The sequence below is a fragment of the Heminiphilus faecis genome (assembly GCF_008728965.1).
GTDB classification, from domain to species: domain Bacteria; phylum Bacteroidota; class Bacteroidia; order Bacteroidales; family Muribaculaceae; genus Muribaculum; species Muribaculum faecis.
The window spans coordinates 19,240-35,880 of record NZ_VSMC01000003.1 but is presented as its reverse complement, the minus strand read 5'-3'; the positions used below and the strand labels follow the sequence as shown (position 1 = coordinate 35,880).

At 45.2% G+C, this 16,641-nt stretch carries 18 protein-coding genes; 6 read left to right on the top strand and 12 right to left on the bottom strand.

From position 1 onward, the window contains the following. Positions 1-35 precede the first annotated feature (35 nt). The gene (locus tag FW767_RS02070) at positions 36-1,082 is read left to right on the top strand and encodes an alpha/beta hydrolase-fold protein (protein WP_235897978.1); all 1,047 of its coding nucleotides are present in this window, start codon (positions 36-38) and stop codon (positions 1,080-1,082) included. Positions 1,083-1,156: 74 nt separating this feature from the next. Here FW767_RS02070 and FW767_RS02065 read toward each other — a convergent pair whose 3' ends face one another. After that, entirely contained in the window at positions 1,157-2,152 is a 996-nt protein-coding gene (locus tag FW767_RS02065; RefSeq protein ID WP_121698170.1) for a class II fructose-bisphosphate aldolase, read from the bottom strand. Between the two features lie 162 nt (positions 2,153-2,314). On the opposite strand from FW767_RS02065, the gene FW767_RS02060 reads away from it, so the two are divergent. Together FW767_RS02060 and FW767_RS02055 are read left to right on the top strand one after the other, a co-directional pair. After that, complete coding sequence (locus FW767_RS02060; RefSeq protein WP_121698171.1) at positions 2,315-2,695, top strand: START-like domain-containing protein; 381 nt, start codon at positions 2,315-2,317, stop codon at positions 2,693-2,695. 261 nt (positions 2,696-2,956) lie between these two features. Continuing rightward, positions 2,957-3,232: a GlsB/YeaQ/YmgE family stress response membrane protein gene (locus tag FW767_RS02055; RefSeq protein WP_121698172.1), complete on the top strand. Its 276-nt coding sequence runs from the start codon at positions 2,957-2,959 to the stop codon at positions 3,230-3,232. A 76-nt stretch (positions 3,233-3,308) separates the two neighbouring features. Here FW767_RS02055 and rplS read toward each other — a convergent pair whose 3' ends face one another. Continuing rightward, positions 3,309-3,659 (bottom strand): 50S ribosomal protein L19, encoded by a 351-nt coding sequence (rplS, locus tag FW767_RS02050; protein WP_121698173.1) that lies wholly within the window; start codon positions 3,657-3,659, stop codon positions 3,309-3,311. Between the two features lie 312 nt (positions 3,660-3,971). Here rplS and FW767_RS02045 point away from each other — a divergent pair, with 312 nt between their 5' ends. Next, positions 3,972-4,223: a GlsB/YeaQ/YmgE family stress response membrane protein gene (locus FW767_RS02045; RefSeq protein ID WP_121698174.1), complete on the top strand. Its 252-nt coding sequence runs from the start codon at positions 3,972-3,974 to the stop codon at positions 4,221-4,223. Between the two features lie 91 nt (positions 4,224-4,314). Here the strand turns inward: FW767_RS02045 and FW767_RS02040 are convergent, their stop codons facing one another. Next, on the bottom strand, positions 4,315-4,587 hold the full coding sequence (locus tag FW767_RS02040) for a tetratricopeptide repeat protein (protein ID WP_147438690.1): 273 nt from the start codon (positions 4,585-4,587) through the stop codon (positions 4,315-4,317). 31 nt (positions 4,588-4,618) lie between these two features. On the opposite strand from FW767_RS02040, the gene FW767_RS02035 reads away from it, so the two are divergent. Next, positions 4,619-5,872, top strand: a complete 1,254-nt coding sequence (locus FW767_RS02035; RefSeq protein WP_205523778.1) for a histidine-type phosphatase — start codon at positions 4,619-4,621, stop codon at positions 5,870-5,872. Between the two features lie 12 nt (positions 5,873-5,884). Here FW767_RS02035 and FW767_RS02030 read toward each other — a convergent pair whose 3' ends face one another. The 5 genes from FW767_RS02030 to mtaB all read right to left on the bottom strand — a co-directional run bounded on the left by FW767_RS02030 (position 5,885) and on the right by mtaB (position 11,491). Further along, the gene (locus FW767_RS02030) at positions 5,885-6,628 is read right to left on the bottom strand and encodes an MIP/aquaporin family protein (RefSeq protein WP_121698176.1); all 744 of its coding nucleotides are present in this window, start codon (positions 6,626-6,628) and stop codon (positions 5,885-5,887) included. A gap of 14 nt (positions 6,629-6,642) precedes the next feature. Then, positions 6,643-8,157 (bottom strand): glycerol kinase GlpK, encoded by a 1,515-nt coding sequence (glpK, locus tag FW767_RS02025; RefSeq protein ID WP_121698177.1) that lies wholly within the window; start codon positions 8,155-8,157, stop codon positions 6,643-6,645. A gap of 105 nt (positions 8,158-8,262) precedes the next feature. After that, positions 8,263-9,261: a glycosyltransferase family 2 protein gene (locus FW767_RS02020; protein ID WP_121698178.1), complete on the bottom strand. Its 999-nt coding sequence runs from the start codon at positions 9,259-9,261 to the stop codon at positions 8,263-8,265. Then, a complete protein-coding gene (locus tag FW767_RS02015; RefSeq protein WP_121698179.1) occupies positions 9,258-10,172 on the bottom strand; it encodes a lysophospholipid acyltransferase family protein in 915 nt (304 codons plus the stop codon). The genes FW767_RS02020 and FW767_RS02015 overlap by 4 nt, the downstream gene beginning before the upstream one ends. After that, positions 10,169-11,491 (bottom strand): tRNA (N(6)-L-threonylcarbamoyladenosine(37)-C(2))-methylthiotransferase MtaB, encoded by a 1,323-nt coding sequence (gene mtaB, locus FW767_RS02010; protein ID WP_121698180.1) that lies wholly within the window; start codon positions 11,489-11,491, stop codon positions 10,169-10,171. Before mtaB ends, FW767_RS02015 begins: the two co-directional genes overlap by 4 nt. 136 nt (positions 11,492-11,627) lie before the next feature. Here mtaB and FW767_RS02005 point away from each other — a divergent pair, with 136 nt between their 5' ends. Then, positions 11,628-13,298, top strand: a complete 1,671-nt coding sequence (locus FW767_RS02005; protein ID WP_121698181.1) for an AMP-binding protein — start codon at positions 11,628-11,630, stop codon at positions 13,296-13,298. Here FW767_RS02005 and FW767_RS02000 read toward each other — a convergent pair. Genes FW767_RS02000 through FW767_RS01985 form a run of 4 tightly spaced genes read right to left on the bottom strand, consistent with a single transcriptional unit; the run spans position 13,286 to position 16,231 of the window. Then, entirely contained in the window at positions 13,286-14,635 is a 1,350-nt protein-coding gene (locus FW767_RS02000; RefSeq protein WP_205523777.1) for an O-antigen ligase family protein, read from the bottom strand. The two genes, FW767_RS02005 and FW767_RS02000, sit on opposite strands and share 13 nt — an antisense overlap. A gap of 60 nt (positions 14,636-14,695) precedes the next feature. Beyond that, complete coding sequence (locus FW767_RS01995; RefSeq protein ID WP_147438691.1) at positions 14,696-15,133, bottom strand: hypothetical protein; 438 nt, start codon at positions 15,131-15,133, stop codon at positions 14,696-14,698. A gap of 8 nt (positions 15,134-15,141) precedes the next feature. Beyond that, on the bottom strand, positions 15,142-15,882 hold the full coding sequence (locus FW767_RS01990) for a bacteriocin fulvocin C-related protein (protein WP_121698184.1): 741 nt from the start codon (positions 15,880-15,882) through the stop codon (positions 15,142-15,144). Further along, complete coding sequence (locus tag FW767_RS01985; RefSeq protein ID WP_205523776.1) at positions 15,869-16,231, bottom strand: DUF1573 domain-containing protein; 363 nt, start codon at positions 16,229-16,231, stop codon at positions 15,869-15,871. The genes FW767_RS01990 and FW767_RS01985 overlap by 14 nt, the downstream gene beginning before the upstream one ends. Positions 16,232-16,641 lie beyond the last annotated feature (410 nt).

Here is a 16,641-nt window from a genome sequence, read left to right as displayed (position 1 = left end):
CGAGTGCTCTGTCTGTTTTATTAGGCGCGGCACTAATGGCACAAGACTCTGTTAAAGAGGATTTTGTGCCGTCAAGTAAAAACCAGCCCGGTAAGGAGTACCCTATGGTAAACTCTCAAGGTTACGCCCGCTTCCGTGTGGAGGCACCCGAAGCCAAGTCTGTAACTGTAACTCTCGGTCTTGGCGGTCGGGGAGGTACAAAACTTGAAAAACAATCTGACGGCTCTTGGATGGGGACTACCGAGGGGCCTATGGACGAAGGTTTCCATTACTATCACCTGATTGTTGATGACGGGGCGTTCAATGATCCCGGAGCACTTAACTATTATGGCTCGTGCCGATGGGAGAGTGGTATTGAGATACCCGCTCATGACAAGGATTTCTATGCCCTTAAGGATGTGCCTCACGGCAATGTGCAGCAGGTGCTGTTCAGTTCACCGAGTACCGGCGTAGAGCGCAGGGCGTTTGTTTACACTCCTCCTGAATATGGAAAGACCGATAAGAAGTATCCTGTTCTTTATCTGCAGCACGGATGGGGTGAGGATGAGACCGCATGGTCAAACCAAGGTCATGCCAATCTTATTATGGACAATCTTATTGCCGAAGGCAAAATCGAGCCGTTTATAATCGTGATGACTTACGGTATGACCAATAACGTGAAGTTCGGTACGATAAATCAATTTGATGCAAAGGAGTTTGAGACTGTTCTCGTAGACGAACTCGTACCTTACATTGACAAAAATTTCAATACCGTTCCTGACAAAAAACATCGCGCTATGGCAGGATTGTCAATGGGTGGTGTGGAGACTAAACTTATAACTATGCGCCGTCCGGAGACATTCGGATATTACGGACTCCTAAGTGGGGGCACTTATGCGCCCGACGATCTTAAAGACAGTGGAGTTGGGCTTGTGTTTATCAGTTGTGGAAGCAAAGAAAATCCTGACAGGGTTACGTCGGCTGTCGAAGCTTTGAAAAATGCAGGTTATAACGCGGTGTCATATGTTTCTCCCGATACGGCTCACGAGTTTCTGACTTGGCGTCGCAGTCTGTATCGGTTGGCTCCATTGCTTTTCAGATGATAGCATTTTATAAAATTAATAGAGGAGACCCAGCTGGGTCTCCTCTATTAATTTTATAAAGCTGTTGTGTTATATTATGCTTTATCCTTGCTGCCAAGCACGTTTTCGATTTTGTGCTTGTAGAGTTTTTCCATTTCGTCGCGGGCCGGACCGAGATATTTGCGGGGGTCAAATTCTGCGGGTTTCTCAGAGAGGACCTTGCGGACGGCAGCAGTCATGGCAAGACGACTGTCAGAGTCGATGTTGATCTTGCATACGGCGCTCTTGGCTGCTTTGCGGAGCTCTTCTTCGGGTATACCGATAGCGTCGGGCAATTTGCCACCGTAGTGGTTGATCATGTCTACATACTCCTGAGGAACTGATGATGAACCGTGGAGAACGATGGGGAAGCCGGGGAGTTTCTCCATAACGGCGTCGAGCACTTCAAATGCCAAAGGCGGGGGAACGAGTTTACCCTCGGCGTTGCGGGTGCACTGCTCGGGAGTGAACTTGTAAGCTCCGTGAGAAGTACCGATTGATATAGCGAGGCTGTCGCAACCTGTACGAGTAGCGAAGTCGATAACTTCTTCGGGGTCGGTATAGGTGTGGTGGTCGGAAGAAACTTCGTCCTCAACACCGGCAAGTACGCCAAGTTCGCCTTCTACAGTAACATCAAACTGATGAGCGTATTCAACGACTTTCTTTGTAAGAGCTACGTTTTCTTCATAGGGGAGATGTGAACCGTCAATCATAACCGATGAGAAGCCGTGGTCGATGCAGTCTTTGCAAATCTCGTAGCTGTCACCGTGGTCGAGGTGAAGGCATATCTGGGGATTTTCCCATCCGAGGCTCTTTGCATATTCTACGGCACCCTGTGCCATGTAGCGGAGCAGAATGGGGTTGGCGTAGTTGCGTGCGCCCTTAGATACCTGAAGGATAACTGGTGAACGGTCTTCAGCAGCAGCCTTGATGATGGCCTGAAGCTGTTCCATGTTGTTGAAGTTGAAAGCGGGAACGGCATATCCGCCCTTGATGGCTTTAGCAAACATCTCACGAGTGTTGACCAAGCCGAGGTCTTTGTAACTTACCATGAATTTTTTAGTATTTTGGTGAATAAATCTATGTATGCCTCTTAATGCCTTTAGGGCATTTTACGGGTGCAAATATACATAAATTCCGTAAGATATTTGTCAGTATCGCGGGAAAATATTTATTTCGCATCTGTGGATTAAGCTTATCATAAAACGATAGTTATGGAAAAGCAGAAATTTCGTCTTGAGTTTGCCATGCGCAGTGTGCCGGTAAGCCTTTTGTGGAGTTATATATCTTCGGCTACAGGGCTTAAGGAATGGTTTGCCGACGCTGTGAGTGTCGCAGGTAAGAAATACGTGTTTGAGTGGAACGGACAGGAGCAGTGTGCTACTGTCATAGGCAGACGCGACGGTTTGTCTATACGTTTCAGGTGGGATGACGAGACGTCGCGTGCATATTTCGAGATGAGCATCAGTGTCAACGAGATGACCGATGATACCACTTTGATTGTCACCGATTATGCCGAACCTGATGAACTCGATGACAGCAAGGAGCTGTGGGAGACTCAGGTGGACACTCTCCGCCGTGCTATAGGTTGTTGATCTTATCGGGTTTTACTCTTACTTCTATGGTTGAAAAACTATTGGGCGCTGCGATTGTTATAGATTTAAAGTGTCAGGCTTTCGGCCGGCACTTTAATCGACTATTTAATTGTGGTAACTATGAAGAGAGAAAAGCAAGATCGCGTGGCCGTTTGGCTTTGGATAGGGGTAAGCATACTGATTGCTCTGCTGCTGGTGTGGCTCACCATATTTGAGTACTGGAGCGCTTGATATCATGTGAGAAATTAAAAAAACAGAGTTATGGCCGGATCACTTTGGATTGTATGGACAATCATCGGTATTATAGGCGGTTTCATGGTAGGCCGTCTGGTGCCTAAGATAAGAAGCACCGCCTTTGCGGTGTGTGTAGGTATATGTGGTGCATTGTTAGGCGGGTGGGTGTTTATTTTGATTGGCGACTCGTCTGCCATGCAGGCCGTATCGCTTGGTGCCGCGGCTGTCATGTGTGCGTTTTTCTTATGGATATTGTATGTCGTATCGCCTCGTCGCGATGATGATGACGATGATATCGAGTAATATGCTTTTAAAGTATATAACAATGCCCGACTTTATGAGCCGGGCATTGTTATATGTGATTTGGCAATGTCGTTGATTACTTTATGCGACGCTCTTTGATACGAGCTTTCTTGCCGGTAAGGTTGCGGAGATAGTAAAGTTTAGCACGACGTACTTTACCGTATTTGTTTACGGTTATAGAGTCGATAAACGGAGATTCGATAGGGAATATACGCTCTACGCCGATGTTGTCGCTCATCTTACGTACAGTGAAACGCTTCTTTTCTCCGTCGCCTGAGATGCGGATTACTACGCCGCGGTATTGCTGGATACGCTCCTTGTTACCCTCTTTGATACGGTAAGCTACGGTGATGGTATCGCCGGGACCGAATTCCGGATGCTGCTTGCCGGTGGCAAATGCTTCTTCAGCAACTTTGATTAAATCCATTTTTGATTGAATGTTAAAATGTTAATAATACGCAATATAGCAAGCTGCATGTCTTGCCAGAGATTACGAAAAGCGGTGCAAAGGTAGTGATAATTTACTTAATGGCAAAGGTTTCGCCGAAAAAAACTTAAACAAATCGTTTATTGTTAGGAATTTCCATAGCTATTTAATGTGTTGTGACGGTGTCGGTTCAAAATTATTAGGCTGATGCCGTGAACAAGTTTAAATGTAGGGTCGTTTCGATATAGAACATTGCCGGGTGCGGGGGCGCCTTACTGACAGACCGGAACCGGCCTTAAAAATTTAGAGAATATGAATTTTATCTGGTACATTCTTATTGGAATAGTCTCCGGCTTCGTTGCTGGCAAGTTAATGCGTGGAGGCGGATTTGGCCTTATAGTGAATCTTATAGTGGGTATAATAGGCGGTGTGCTCGGCGGATGGCTGTTCAGCCTTATTGGCATTACCGCAGGCGGCATTATCGGTAGCCTCATAACATCGGTGATAGGTGCTATAGTGCTACTGTGGATTGTCGGGCTTATAAGCCGATCGTCGTCACGTTAGCGTCTATTGTCATAAAGTATACTGACATCGGCCTGCCGGAGTATTGATTCTTTCTTCCGGCAGGCTGCCTTATATTATATCCCGGCGCAGGTTACGGATTGTAAAGATCCGTGTTATAGAAGTTCATGATTGACATGGAAAGGCGCAGGGCTTCGCGGGCCGGACTGGCAGAATCTATGTCGACTGCACGGTGGTAGTCGTTTATGGCCTCGCGACGGTGGCCTGCCTGCCAGTGGAGTTTGCCACGCTGAAAATAGGCCTCGGCTGAGTCGCCCGATTCCTCGATAAACCTGTCTAGCGAAACAATAGCTTCGTCGACAGCGTTATTCTCTATGAGATTTAATATATGAGAGGGTATGCTCATGGATGCAGACTTTTTTGCAAATTTAAAAACAATGAAGAGTATAACTGTACTGTTTGCGGCAATAATTTCGGTTACTTCAGTTTTTGCCGGTGATTTTAACTATACTATGACGGAGTATGCAGGAAGTGCCATGCCATATTCTATACCGTCGGCAAGAGCGGCATATCCCGACACATTGAAGCCTGTTATGATCAGTCATGTAGGTCGTCATGGTGCACGGTATCCTTCTTCAGACGCACGTGCCATGAAATTGAAGAGTGCTCTTTTAAAAGCCGACTCGCTCGGAAGTATAACGCCTGTAGGCCGTAAGTTGCTGTCGATAGTCGATGATGTGCTGACCATGTGCGAAGGCCGATGGGGCATGCTTGATTCTCTGGGTATGGCGGAGCAGGAGGGTATAGCCCGCCGTATGTACCGCAGCTTTCCCGAACTTTTTGTACGCGGTCGCGTCACAGCTATGGCTTCTTATGTGCCCCGCTGTGTGATGAGCATGGATGCGTTTACCCATCAATTGGCTATAGAGCACCGCCGTATGAATATATACACCGAGTCGGGACCTGTGACTTCGCGGCTGTTAAGGCCTTTTGAAGTCGACAGCAGTTATGTGCGCTATCGTGAGAGGGAGCCGTATCATGACATATATGAACGCTTTTTTGATGATAATGCTCCTGTGACTCCGGCTGTACGGGCGCTTGGTGACGGATGTTGCGCTACCGAAAAACAGCTTCGCGACTTCGCGCTGACCGAATACGGTTTTTTGTCATCGCTCGGCGCTATGAGTTACAATGTGGACATTGCCGAGTTCATGACAGAGGAGGAGTATAGCCGTCTATGGTCATGCAATAATCTGAGTCAGTATCTTACGCGTACGGCGTCGACCGTGTCCAAGTTGCCGGCCGACATCGCGTCTCCGCTTCTTGGCGAGATTATAAACAGTATTGATAGCGTTATTACCGGACACAATGATGCGTATGTGCAACTGCGGTTCGGACATGCCGAGACTCTGATGCCTTTGTTGTCGCTTATGCACTTGCCGGGATGTTACTATATGACCGATGATTTTTCGCTTGTGTCACGTCATTGGTGTAACTTCCGTGTTGTACCGATGGCTTCTAATCTGCAGCTTATTCTGTTTCGTTCCGACAGCGGGCGTATGTACCTCCGCACCGACCTCAACGAGGTACCTGTAGACTTGTTGGTCGGCTCGGAAGAAATATACGTACCATGGGAAAAAGCCCGGAAGTATCTTGTCGATTGTCTTCCGGGCCGTATGTTGGGCGATTGATGCTATGTAGTGCTACATCATAGCCTTTATGGCGCAATATAGGAGTGCGGCGATGACTCCGCCAAGAAGCGGTCCCACTATGGGAATCCAGCTATAACTCCATTGACTTGAGCCTTTTCCTTTTATGGGGAGCAATGCATGGGCTATTCGCGGTCCGAGGTCACGTGCCGGATTTATCGCATATCCGGTAGTGCCGCCGAGCGACATGCCGATAGCCACGACAAGTAGAGCCACAGGCAGGGCGCCGATACTGCCGAGCCCGACCTGCGAGGAGTTGCCTTCATCGCCTATGAACAATATGACGAGTACGAGTACAAATGTACCGATGATTTCGCTTATAAGATTGCGGCTGTGGTTACGTATGGCCGGAATGGTGGAGAATACTCCGAGTTTTGACTCCGCATCTTCGGTGGCGTCGAAATGGTCTTTGTAAAATACATATACCAACATGGCGCCTAGCATGCCTCCGAGTATCTGAGCCACTATAAACGGTATGACATAAGTCCACGGAAATTTTCCCGCGGCCGCCAGTCCGAGTGTGACAGCTGGATTAAGGTGTGCTCCTGAATAAGGACCGGCAATGAGCACTCCGCACATTACGGCAAGGCCCCACGCGAGTGTGACTACAATCCATCCTGCACTTTCGCCTTTTGATTTTCGCAGGCTTACACAAGCCACTACACCGCATCCGAGAACAACAAGTATGAGTGTGCCTAAAAATTCAAATACACATTGTATAAACAGTGGTACTTCCATGACTGCTCCTTTTGTTATTTCTGTGAATACTCTGAGAGTACGCGGTTAACTGCATTGTGCCAGCCGTTGATTTTCGATGTCACCTTGGCCTCGTCACCCGACGGGTCAAACGTGCGTTCTACCTGCCATTGGGCCTTTATTTCGTCAAGGCTCGGCCAGAACCCGATGGCAAGACCCGCAAGATATGCGGCTCCGAGAGCGGTGGTCTCAGTAATGCGTGGACGCAGTACCTCGGTAGCGAGAATATTGCTTTGGAACTGCATGAGTAGATTGTTGCGCGATGCGCCGCCGTCGACTTTGAGGTTGGTTATGGGCAATCCGCAGTCTCTCTCCATAGCCTTTACAATATCATAGGTCTGGTATGCTATGCCTTCGAGTGCCGCGCGTGCTATATGGGCGGTAGTGGTGCCTCGGCTTATGCCGCTTATGGCTCCACGGGCATATTGGTCCCAATATGGAGCGCCAAGTCCGGTGAGAGCTGGTACGAAATATACACCGTCTGTATCATCAACCGATGCGGCAAGAGCTTCGACATCGGCTGAACTGCTTATGCACTTGAGCCCGTCGCGGAGCCATTGTACTACGGAGCCTCCGACAAATATGGATCCTTCAAGGGCATACGAAACTTTGTCGCCTATCTTCCACGCGATTGTGGTCAGGAGCTTGTTTTTTGACTCTATGGGGCGGTTGCCTGTATTCATAAGCAGGAAGCATCCGGTGCCGTAGGTGTTTTTTACAGAGCCGGGCTCGATACACATCTGCCCGAAAAGCGCGGCCTGCTGATCGCCTGCGATGCCTGCAATAGGTACTTTGTGGGCGAAAATGGTTGTGGTAGTATAACCGTATACTTCACTTGACGATTTTACTTCTGGCATCATTGACAGCGGTATGTCGAAGAGTTCCAGAAGTTCTTTGTCCCATTCAAGCGAGTGTATGTTGAAAAGCATAGTACGTGATGCGTTGGTTACGTCTGTCACGTGTACCTCGCCGCGCGTAAGTCGCCATATGAGCCATGAGTCGACGGTGCCGAACATCAGTTTGCCCTGTTCGGCACGTTTACGGGCTCCCGGCACATTGTCAAGAATCCATTTTATCTTGGTGGCGCTGAAATAGGCGTCAAGGATAAGACCAGTTTTTGAACGTATCATCTCGACGAGGCCCTCCTCGCGCAGCTGGTCGCAGTAATCGGCTGTGCGTCGGTCCTGCCATACGATAGCGTTGTATATCGGTTCGTCTGTGTCACAGTCCCATACTATGGTGGTCTCGCGTTGGTTGGTTATACCTATCGCCGCAATGTTTTTGCCGTTGATGTCTATCTTCGAAATGGCTTCGGCGATGACAGAAGCTTGTGAAGCCCATATCTGGTGGGGATCATGCTCCACCCACCCCGATTGGGGAAATATTTGTTCAAATTCACGCTGGGCCACGGAGCAGATTGAGCCCGAGCGGTCAAATACGATAGCGCGGGAACTGCTTGTCCCCTGATCGAGGGACAGTATGTATTGCCCCTTTGTGTTATCAAGTGTCATAATGATATGAAATGATTTAAAGTAACTAAATGTGTTTACGTTATGAAGTTATAACGGGGCCGGTGTGGGTTTTGTTTTATGGCAAATTGTTATATGTTGTTATATTTAGTGTTTTAATTGGTTGAAATATCGTTTTCTATATAAAAAGTAGTCTCGGATTATATTAGGACGCGATGGCAACAGATTTTTATCAGGATGTGACCGATAGTTTTTTGACATCTTTCTGAAATCGCGGTGGGCCCGCAGTATGGCTCCGGCATTGGCAAAATCAAGGGTAAGTACGTACTTGCCCCATGCCAAGGTGTCGTATAGTCTGCGTATGACAAGTCGGCGGCGTCTGCATGAATCGGGGAGGTTTTTATGCAACAGGAGGAGGTTATTTCGGAAGTTGAGGTATGTTTTGTGCGGATTGGATGCCGGCAGGGTTCCTCCTCCGAGGTGGTATACGGTAGATGCCGGTATGGCCGCTATGTCGTGGCCGGCGAGTTTTATACGCCAGCACAGATCTATCTCTTCCATATGGGCAAAGAATTCAGGATCAAGCCCCCCGGTGGATTCATATACATCGGTACGTACCATCAATGCGGCTCCGGTAGCCCAGAAAACCGATACTGTGCTATCGTATTGTCCTATGTCTTTCTCTACAGTTTCAAAGAGTCGTCCGCGGCAATATGGATAGCCGTTGCAGTCTATATATCCACCGGCTGCACCAGCATATTCAAATGTATCTTGTCGTATATAAGATAGAATCTTGGGTTGTACGGCGGCAGTCTCGGTTTTTTCTTCAAGGTAGTCATACAACGGACGAAGCCAGCCGGGTGCTGGTGCCACGTCGCTGTTCAGCAATACGGTATAGCGGTAACGCGTGGCGGCTATGGCGCGATTGTAACCCTCAGCAAATCCATAGTTCCTGTCAAGTTTGACGGTTTTGATATCAGGAAACGTTGTTTCAAGCATGGAGAGCGATGCGTCGGTACTGCCGTTGTCGGCGACTATTATGTCGGCTATGTCGGTCGGGGTCGTCAGTATCACAGCCGGAAGAAACGTGCGCAGCATCGCTTCACCGTTCCAATTAAGTATTATTACGGCAATCGGTTTTTTCATCGTGGCATGTCGGCAGGGTATTCTACTTTGTTTTTCCATCTCTTGTGGGTCCACAGCCATATGGACGGCTGACGTGTAATGGTGTCCTGCAGCATCCTGACATAGGTGTCGGTTATGGCGTATTCAGGCATTTCCGAAGCATTGTCGGTTATGACGCGGGCATTTAAACGATAGTGTCCGCGCCCGGTCTTTTCCATATCCCAGTATACAGCCACCATGTCAAGTTTACGTACTACGGTTTCGGTGCCTGTTATTACGGCAGTGGGATGGTTGAGAAATTTGACTATGTGCACCGGATCATTATGACTCGGTTTCTGATCGCTCATGAAGCCGGTTATGCTCTGTATATTGTCGCGGCGCAACATAATCAGATGGCGAAATACCATTCGTTTGTCATATGATACCGAGCCGAAGCGGCTTCTTAGTTTAAGAAAATATGAGTCAAACCATTTGTTGGTCAACGGACGATATACTTGAGCATATACCAAGTCAGATGATGGTTTATGGCGCATCCAGAGGGTCAGGGACGTAGCCCACTCCCAATTGCCGCAGTGCGAGAAGTAAACCACCATAGAGCGTCCTTGGTCGAAATACTTGTCGAGAATTTCGCAGCCAGTAAATTCTATGTGGCGTTTTATTTCGTCGTCCGATATATGTCCGAGTTTTACTGTCTCTACGATATAATCCGAGAAATGACGGAAAAAGTCACGACATATTTTTCTGCATTCTTCAGGTGACTTGTCGGGAAACGATTCCGTTATATTGGTCATCGCGACGTTACGCCGGTATCTGACAATATGGTACATGACTACAAACAGTATGTCGCTGAATATATATAGTACTTTCAGCGGCATACGGGCAAGTGCGTTTAACAACCACCCAAGCGGTATGTAACTACGGTATCCTTTCATTGTACTATGTCACCTTTGATTAATCCCGGGTCGTTATCTGTCATCTTATCCAGCATAACCGGTATGATAGTGTTGGCAATCGAGTCTTCGGGTGCGATTTCTACTTTCAGATAATTGTCGGTGAAACCGGTCATCGGACGGTTGCCACGCCGGTGTTCGACGAGTACGGGCCGTACTGTGCCGATGAATCGTGAAGTGAAATCGGAGAGTTTTTTTTCCGAAACTTTGAGCATGATGTTGGTGCGGCGATGTTTTTCGGCTTGTGTGACTACGTGGTCGATTTCAAGTGCACGTGTGCCGGGACGTTCTGAGTAGGGGAACACATGCAATCGTGATATATCGAGCGACTCGACGAAATCAAACGATCGGTCAAATAGTTCATCGGTTTCACCACGTGCGCCTACAATAATATCTACTCCGATAAAAGCGTGAGGCATCACGTCTCTTATTTTCTCCATGCGATGACGGAACAGTGTCGTGTCATAATGACGGTGCATTAATGACAGTACTTTGTCGCTTCCGGCTTGTAACGGTACATGAAAGTGGGGCATGAAGCGGCGTGAAGCGGCGACGAATTCTATTATATCATCGGTAAGAAGATTGGGCTCAATCGACGAAATACGATAACGTTCTATGCCGTCCACCTTGTCAAGCTCCTTTATAAGATCGAGGAATGTGTCATCGCGCCCTTTGCCGAAATCACCTATATTGACTCCGGTTATCACTATCTCCTTACCGCCTTCTTCAGCTACGCCTCGGGCTTGGGCCACGAGATTGTCAATAGTGCCGGACCGGCTACGTCCGCGAGCCTTGGGGATAGTACAGTAGGTGCACCAATAGTCGCAGCCGTCCTGCACTTTGAGAAAGTAGCGTGTGCGGTCGCCTCGTGAACAGGAAGGGCTGAATTCTCTTATGTCCTTGGTGGGGGTCACCATGCTGCTCGGCTGTCTTGACTTCATCCAGTCTTCAAGATACTCTGTGAGCCGGAGTTTACGGTCAGTTCCTGCCACAATGTCTACGCCGGGCATTGCTATTATCTCGTCGCTTTTAAGCTGGGCATAGCAACCGGTCACTATTATGGCGGCTTGTGGATAGCGTGATGAAAAACGGTGTATGGCCTGACGACATTTTTTGTCGGCCATGTCAGTCACGCTACATGTGTTTACTACTATGACGTCTGGAATTTCTCCGGCTTGAATGCGACGTATGCCTTTTTCGGCAAAAATACGGGCTATGGTGGAAGTCTCGGCAAAGTTCAATTTGCAGCCCAATGTGTGAAACAGGGCTTTCGCATTGCCAAATGTCATCTCGTCAATCATTCTGCAAAATTACTACAGATAATTTATTTATCATAACCATAAACTGACTATAATTGATTGTAAAAACAAATTATAGCATTTAATTGTACTAAGTAAGTACAAAATATTGTAATTTTGTCAAAATGACATGATTTTTATGAGTGCTTCCAACGACCTGAATGAAATATATGCATCGAGTTTTCGTGATAATTGGACATTGCCGGCTATTACCGACTATGGCACTGGCAAAACATATCTGTACTCCGACCTGTCTTATGAGATAGCCAAGATACACATGACTTATGAGCTGGCTGGAATAACTCCCGGCGATAAAGTGGCTCTTATCGGTAAGAATTCGCCCGGATGGATAATGGTGTTTATCGCCACGATAACTTATGGCGCCACTATAGTGCCTATACTGCAGGAATTTAATCCCACCGATGCCCAGCATATAGTAAATCACTCCGGGAGTGTGATGTTGTTTGTCGAAAATAACATATGGGAGACCTTTGAGTTTGAGAAGATGCCGCGTCTGCGCGGTGTCATATCATTGACTGACGGTAAGATTCTTGCCGAGCATCCGCTTAACGACGGGCGCATGCAGAAACAACTTAAAAATATAAACCGCAAATTCAGCCGCCGTTATAGGGGAGGGCTTAAGCCTGATGATGTCAGGTATCCTGTGCCTGACCCTGATAATGTGGCTGTGCTTAATTATACTTCTGGAACGACCGGATTTTCAAAAGGAGTCATGCTGACTTACCGTAATCTGTGGGGCAATGTCACTTTCGGTATACATTCGCGTCTGCATTATCAAGGTTCGCGTTGTCTGTCGTTTTTGCCGCTGGCTCACGCCTATGGCTGCGCTTTTGACATGCTGGTGCCGCTCGCCGTGGGTACGCACATAACCGTGTTCGGCAAGCTTCCTTCGCCTAATCTTCTTCTGAAGGCTCTCCATGAAGTCAGACCCAATCTTGTCATATGTGTGCCGCTTATACTTGAGAAGATATATCGTAAGCAGATACTGCCTATGATTACCAAGAAGGGCATACGGTGGGTCCTCTCCATGCCGGGTATTGACAAGGCGTTGTACGCTCTTATAAGGCGCAAGCTGGTCGATGCGTTTGGCGGGGAGTTTGAGGAGGTTATTGTGGGCGGCGCTCCGCTTAACCATGAGGTGGAGGAATTTCTGCACCGCATACGCTTCCCGTTTACGGTGGGATACGGCATGACCGAGTGCGGGCCACTTATCAGCTACACTCCATGGCGTCAGTTTATTTCCGGCTCCTCGGGCCGTACTCTGCCTGTCATAATGCACAGTAAGGTCCTGAGCGACGATCCGGAAAACATACCCGGAGAGATATGTGTCAAGGGCGTCAATGTCATGAAGGGCTATTACAACAATCCCGATGCTACGGAGGCTGTGCTCGATGCCGACGGCTGGCTTCACACCGGCGACATGGGTACACGTAGCGCCGATGGCACGATATTTATTAAAGGGCGTTATAAGACCATGATATTGTCTTCCAACGGTCAGAACATATATCCGGAGGAGATAGAGGCCAAACTGAACAATATGCCGTATGTGGCCGAGAGTCTTGTTATAGAACGTAACGGGCGGCTTGTAGCCCTTGTGTATCCCGATTATGAGGCTATGGATAAATTTGGAGTCACCAACGAGGAGTTGCCTAAGGAGATGGAGCAGGTGCTTGTCGAACTTAACAAACTTGTGGCTCCTTACGAAAAGGTAGATAAGATACAGCTTATAGCCAACGAATTTGAAAAGACCCCCAAGCGCTCTATCAAGCGTTATCTCTACAATGCCTGATCTTCGAGACTGTCTAAACAGGCTTGTGCCTCTTTTCGCATCAAGGCCATGCTTTCGTTGTTGACATCCGGATTAAGCATCATTATCGTCTTGGCTTCCAATCTCATTAAGTTTATATTGTTGTATCCCGGTGTGCCATATAATTTCATTAGTAAATAGTGTGGATATAATAATTTGGGCATTCGATGAGATGCTCTTATATAGTATTTTTCAGCTAAATGGTATTGTTTTAAATCTTCATAGTTCCGACCTATTATGTTTAATGGCATAGGGTCGCTACTTATTTCTGTCGTTTTGAGCATTATGATATTGGATTCGTATAGTCGTTTATTTTTCCGTAATATCATCCCATAATCAAACAAAAACCGTGGATTGGATGCCATATGTGAAAATAGATTCTCATATTCAGAAATTTCAGTGCATATGAAATTGTTATATTTTCTAATATTTGAATTACGGGTGTATGTATTGTATATTCCTGTAATGCCAATTATACAAATAATGATAATTGATAAGTAATAATACGTCTGTGCTTTTCTGGGCGATAGCAGGACTAATGACGATAATATACATATAAGTATTATGAATTGAATAAATTGGAGTGGATATGAAGCAAATGCAAATATTGCAAATGTAACAATGCTTCCGGCTATTCCGTAATTTTTGTCCTTTAATGCGGATTTAATTAGAAATATTATACTTGCTAATACCGCTATAGCTGTCGGAATACCCCATGAAATAGCTATATGTATATATTCATTGAATGCATATTGTGGTATTCCGATGGCATTGTATTCTGATACGGATTCAATATTATTTCTGAAAAATTCTTCTTGAGCATTACCTAATGCTCCTGCAACATGATTCCAGCCAACACCTGCAAAGGGTGCGTTTAATACAGCAGATATACCAATACGCCATAAAAATATTCTACCTGCAGCAGATACCGGTTTTAAATACCATAAAAGATATAATAATAAAGGAAACAAAAGGGCACCGATAAATATATAGAGCGAATTTTGCTTTTTCTTTAAATTAAAATTATAGATGTGCGATAATACTAACGCACTTCCGGTGATTGCAGATATCCAGCCAATTCTACTCGAAAGAAACGGTAAGATTATAATTGCGATGATGATATATGTTTTAGCCAGATGACGTATGTACGGTTTATCGGCAGAAAATGACAACCATAATGCTGTCGGTATAATTGTGGATAGAAAACCACAATAAGGTCCCGGATTAAAAAATGATCCGGTGACCTTGTATAAAAAATTATTGTTTTTGATGAATCCGAATAACTGGAGATAACCTATAAAAAGTTTGAAGAGCCCCACAAAATTAAGCAGATTAAAAGATTTTTATAGATTATTTGCCTGTTTACTTTGTGCAATGCATTAATCAACATTGTTCACTATAAACCAAAAGTAAGGTTCTTGAACGATGACAATGGCTAGCCCGATTATGATAAAGCTGCCTAATACCAGTAATCTTTTACGATAGGATGATTTATAGAAAAGAAATGCGGCGATTATAGCTGCCCATCTACATAAAAAATCGAGCATTGACACCAACGACCCCGGCATATGTGTTATTGAGGTGACTAAATCCCATGAACTGCCGATAAGCAGCAATGCCAATATCTCGGATAGTTTTATTTGTCGCGAGTAGCGGTTGAGAATGAATAGCGTAAGAGGGAAAAACACAATCAAGTATCCGATATCGGCCATCTGGAAGCTACTAAGAGTACTGATGTTGAGATAACCACCTCGCAAGGGTATAAGAATGGCAGTCGTCAGTACTGCTGTAAAAAATATGATCAGTTTTTGTTTCATGACAGTTTCTAATTTTTGCGTGCTATGCATTGCCCATTGCAATCATAATTAAACATCCAACCGCAACCACTCTTTACTTGACATCCATTTTTGACACAATCAAATTTAATAGTATTCGGGTTCACAATTTCGAGTATGAAGTTGCAATAATCGTCTGGGTCATTACAAAAGCAATCTCCGGATTGTTCATCCGGTACCGACAACTTTTCTATAGCATATGTCTTCTCCGGCAATTCAATATCTCCATCTTTAGACAGCATTTTTTCTCCTGCCCCAATTATTGCAAATATAGTACGGTCACTCCAATTAAGGTTGTCTTTTGCGTCTTGTGTCCAAGTATACATAAAGACATCAAAAGTATCCTCTAATTCTTCATCAATTGTCTTATTTTTAAAATTGTCAGTGAATATCTTATCGTATTCATCAATAAAATTTATTAGAGTATCAATATGTTTTAATTCTTCAGAATTCCAGTCAAGCATTTTTACTTCCTTTAATTTATCATGCCAAAATTTATGTTTTTGTTCCGAAGTAAAACCACGATAGGTCGCTATTTTTTGGCCAATTGTTTTAATTGTTAACCATTGTTGTCTGTTTAATTGGTGTACCGTCTTTAAATTGGTTTCGACCCAATGGTTTATATGTTCGTCACAACTGAACAACGGTTCATTTGCGGAATCACATGATGTAATCAATAAAATGATAAGCAAGATGCTATATCTTATGTTGTAAAAATTAATCGGTAACATTTCCTGAAATTTTAATTAGTTCAACTCTATTTTTTGCTGTCGTTTTTAAATAAACTTTTTTCTTAAACGGACCTTCTAACTCTTTGGTCTCAATACTGATTGATAAATATGCAGTTCCTTTAGGCGGAATTTCGTCATTTTCAAAATTTGTTTTTACGCATTTACAAGATGTATCAGCTTTAAGGATTAATACTGGGGTCGTTCCTGAATTGTACAGTCCTATTTTTACCGTTGCTATAGATTTGCTGTTTTTGTCAATTTGGCCAAAGTCAAATTGATTAGTCCCAAGTAATAGCTGCGAAACTTCTTTTGTCGTATCCTTAATTGCGGAACAATGGAACGTGGTCAAAAGCAATGCAATAAGTGACGTTGTGCATCATTTTAACAGGAAATCTGGAAATGCTTTAATGTTAGGTAATATTCTCATGATGTCTAAATTGTTTTTACAAAAATAAAAATAAAATAATGTAGATTGAGTTAATTTAAGTTAAAATAAATGGGTTGTGGCATGATATTTTCGTGTAGTAAGAATTTATATGAAAACTTGTTGCCCGTTTAATAGGTAGAAGCATCTTTCCTCTTTGCCACGAGTATGGTCATGTAGCCATAAAACTGAATTTTGGGGGATGTTATCATAATAAAGACTGTTTGAATTAGCCTTTTGTCTGCCCAATGATTTCCATCCTTTAGCTCCTGCATGGTAAAATAATTCATATTCATCCCCGAAATGGATAAAATTGTCATCATTTCGAGGAATAA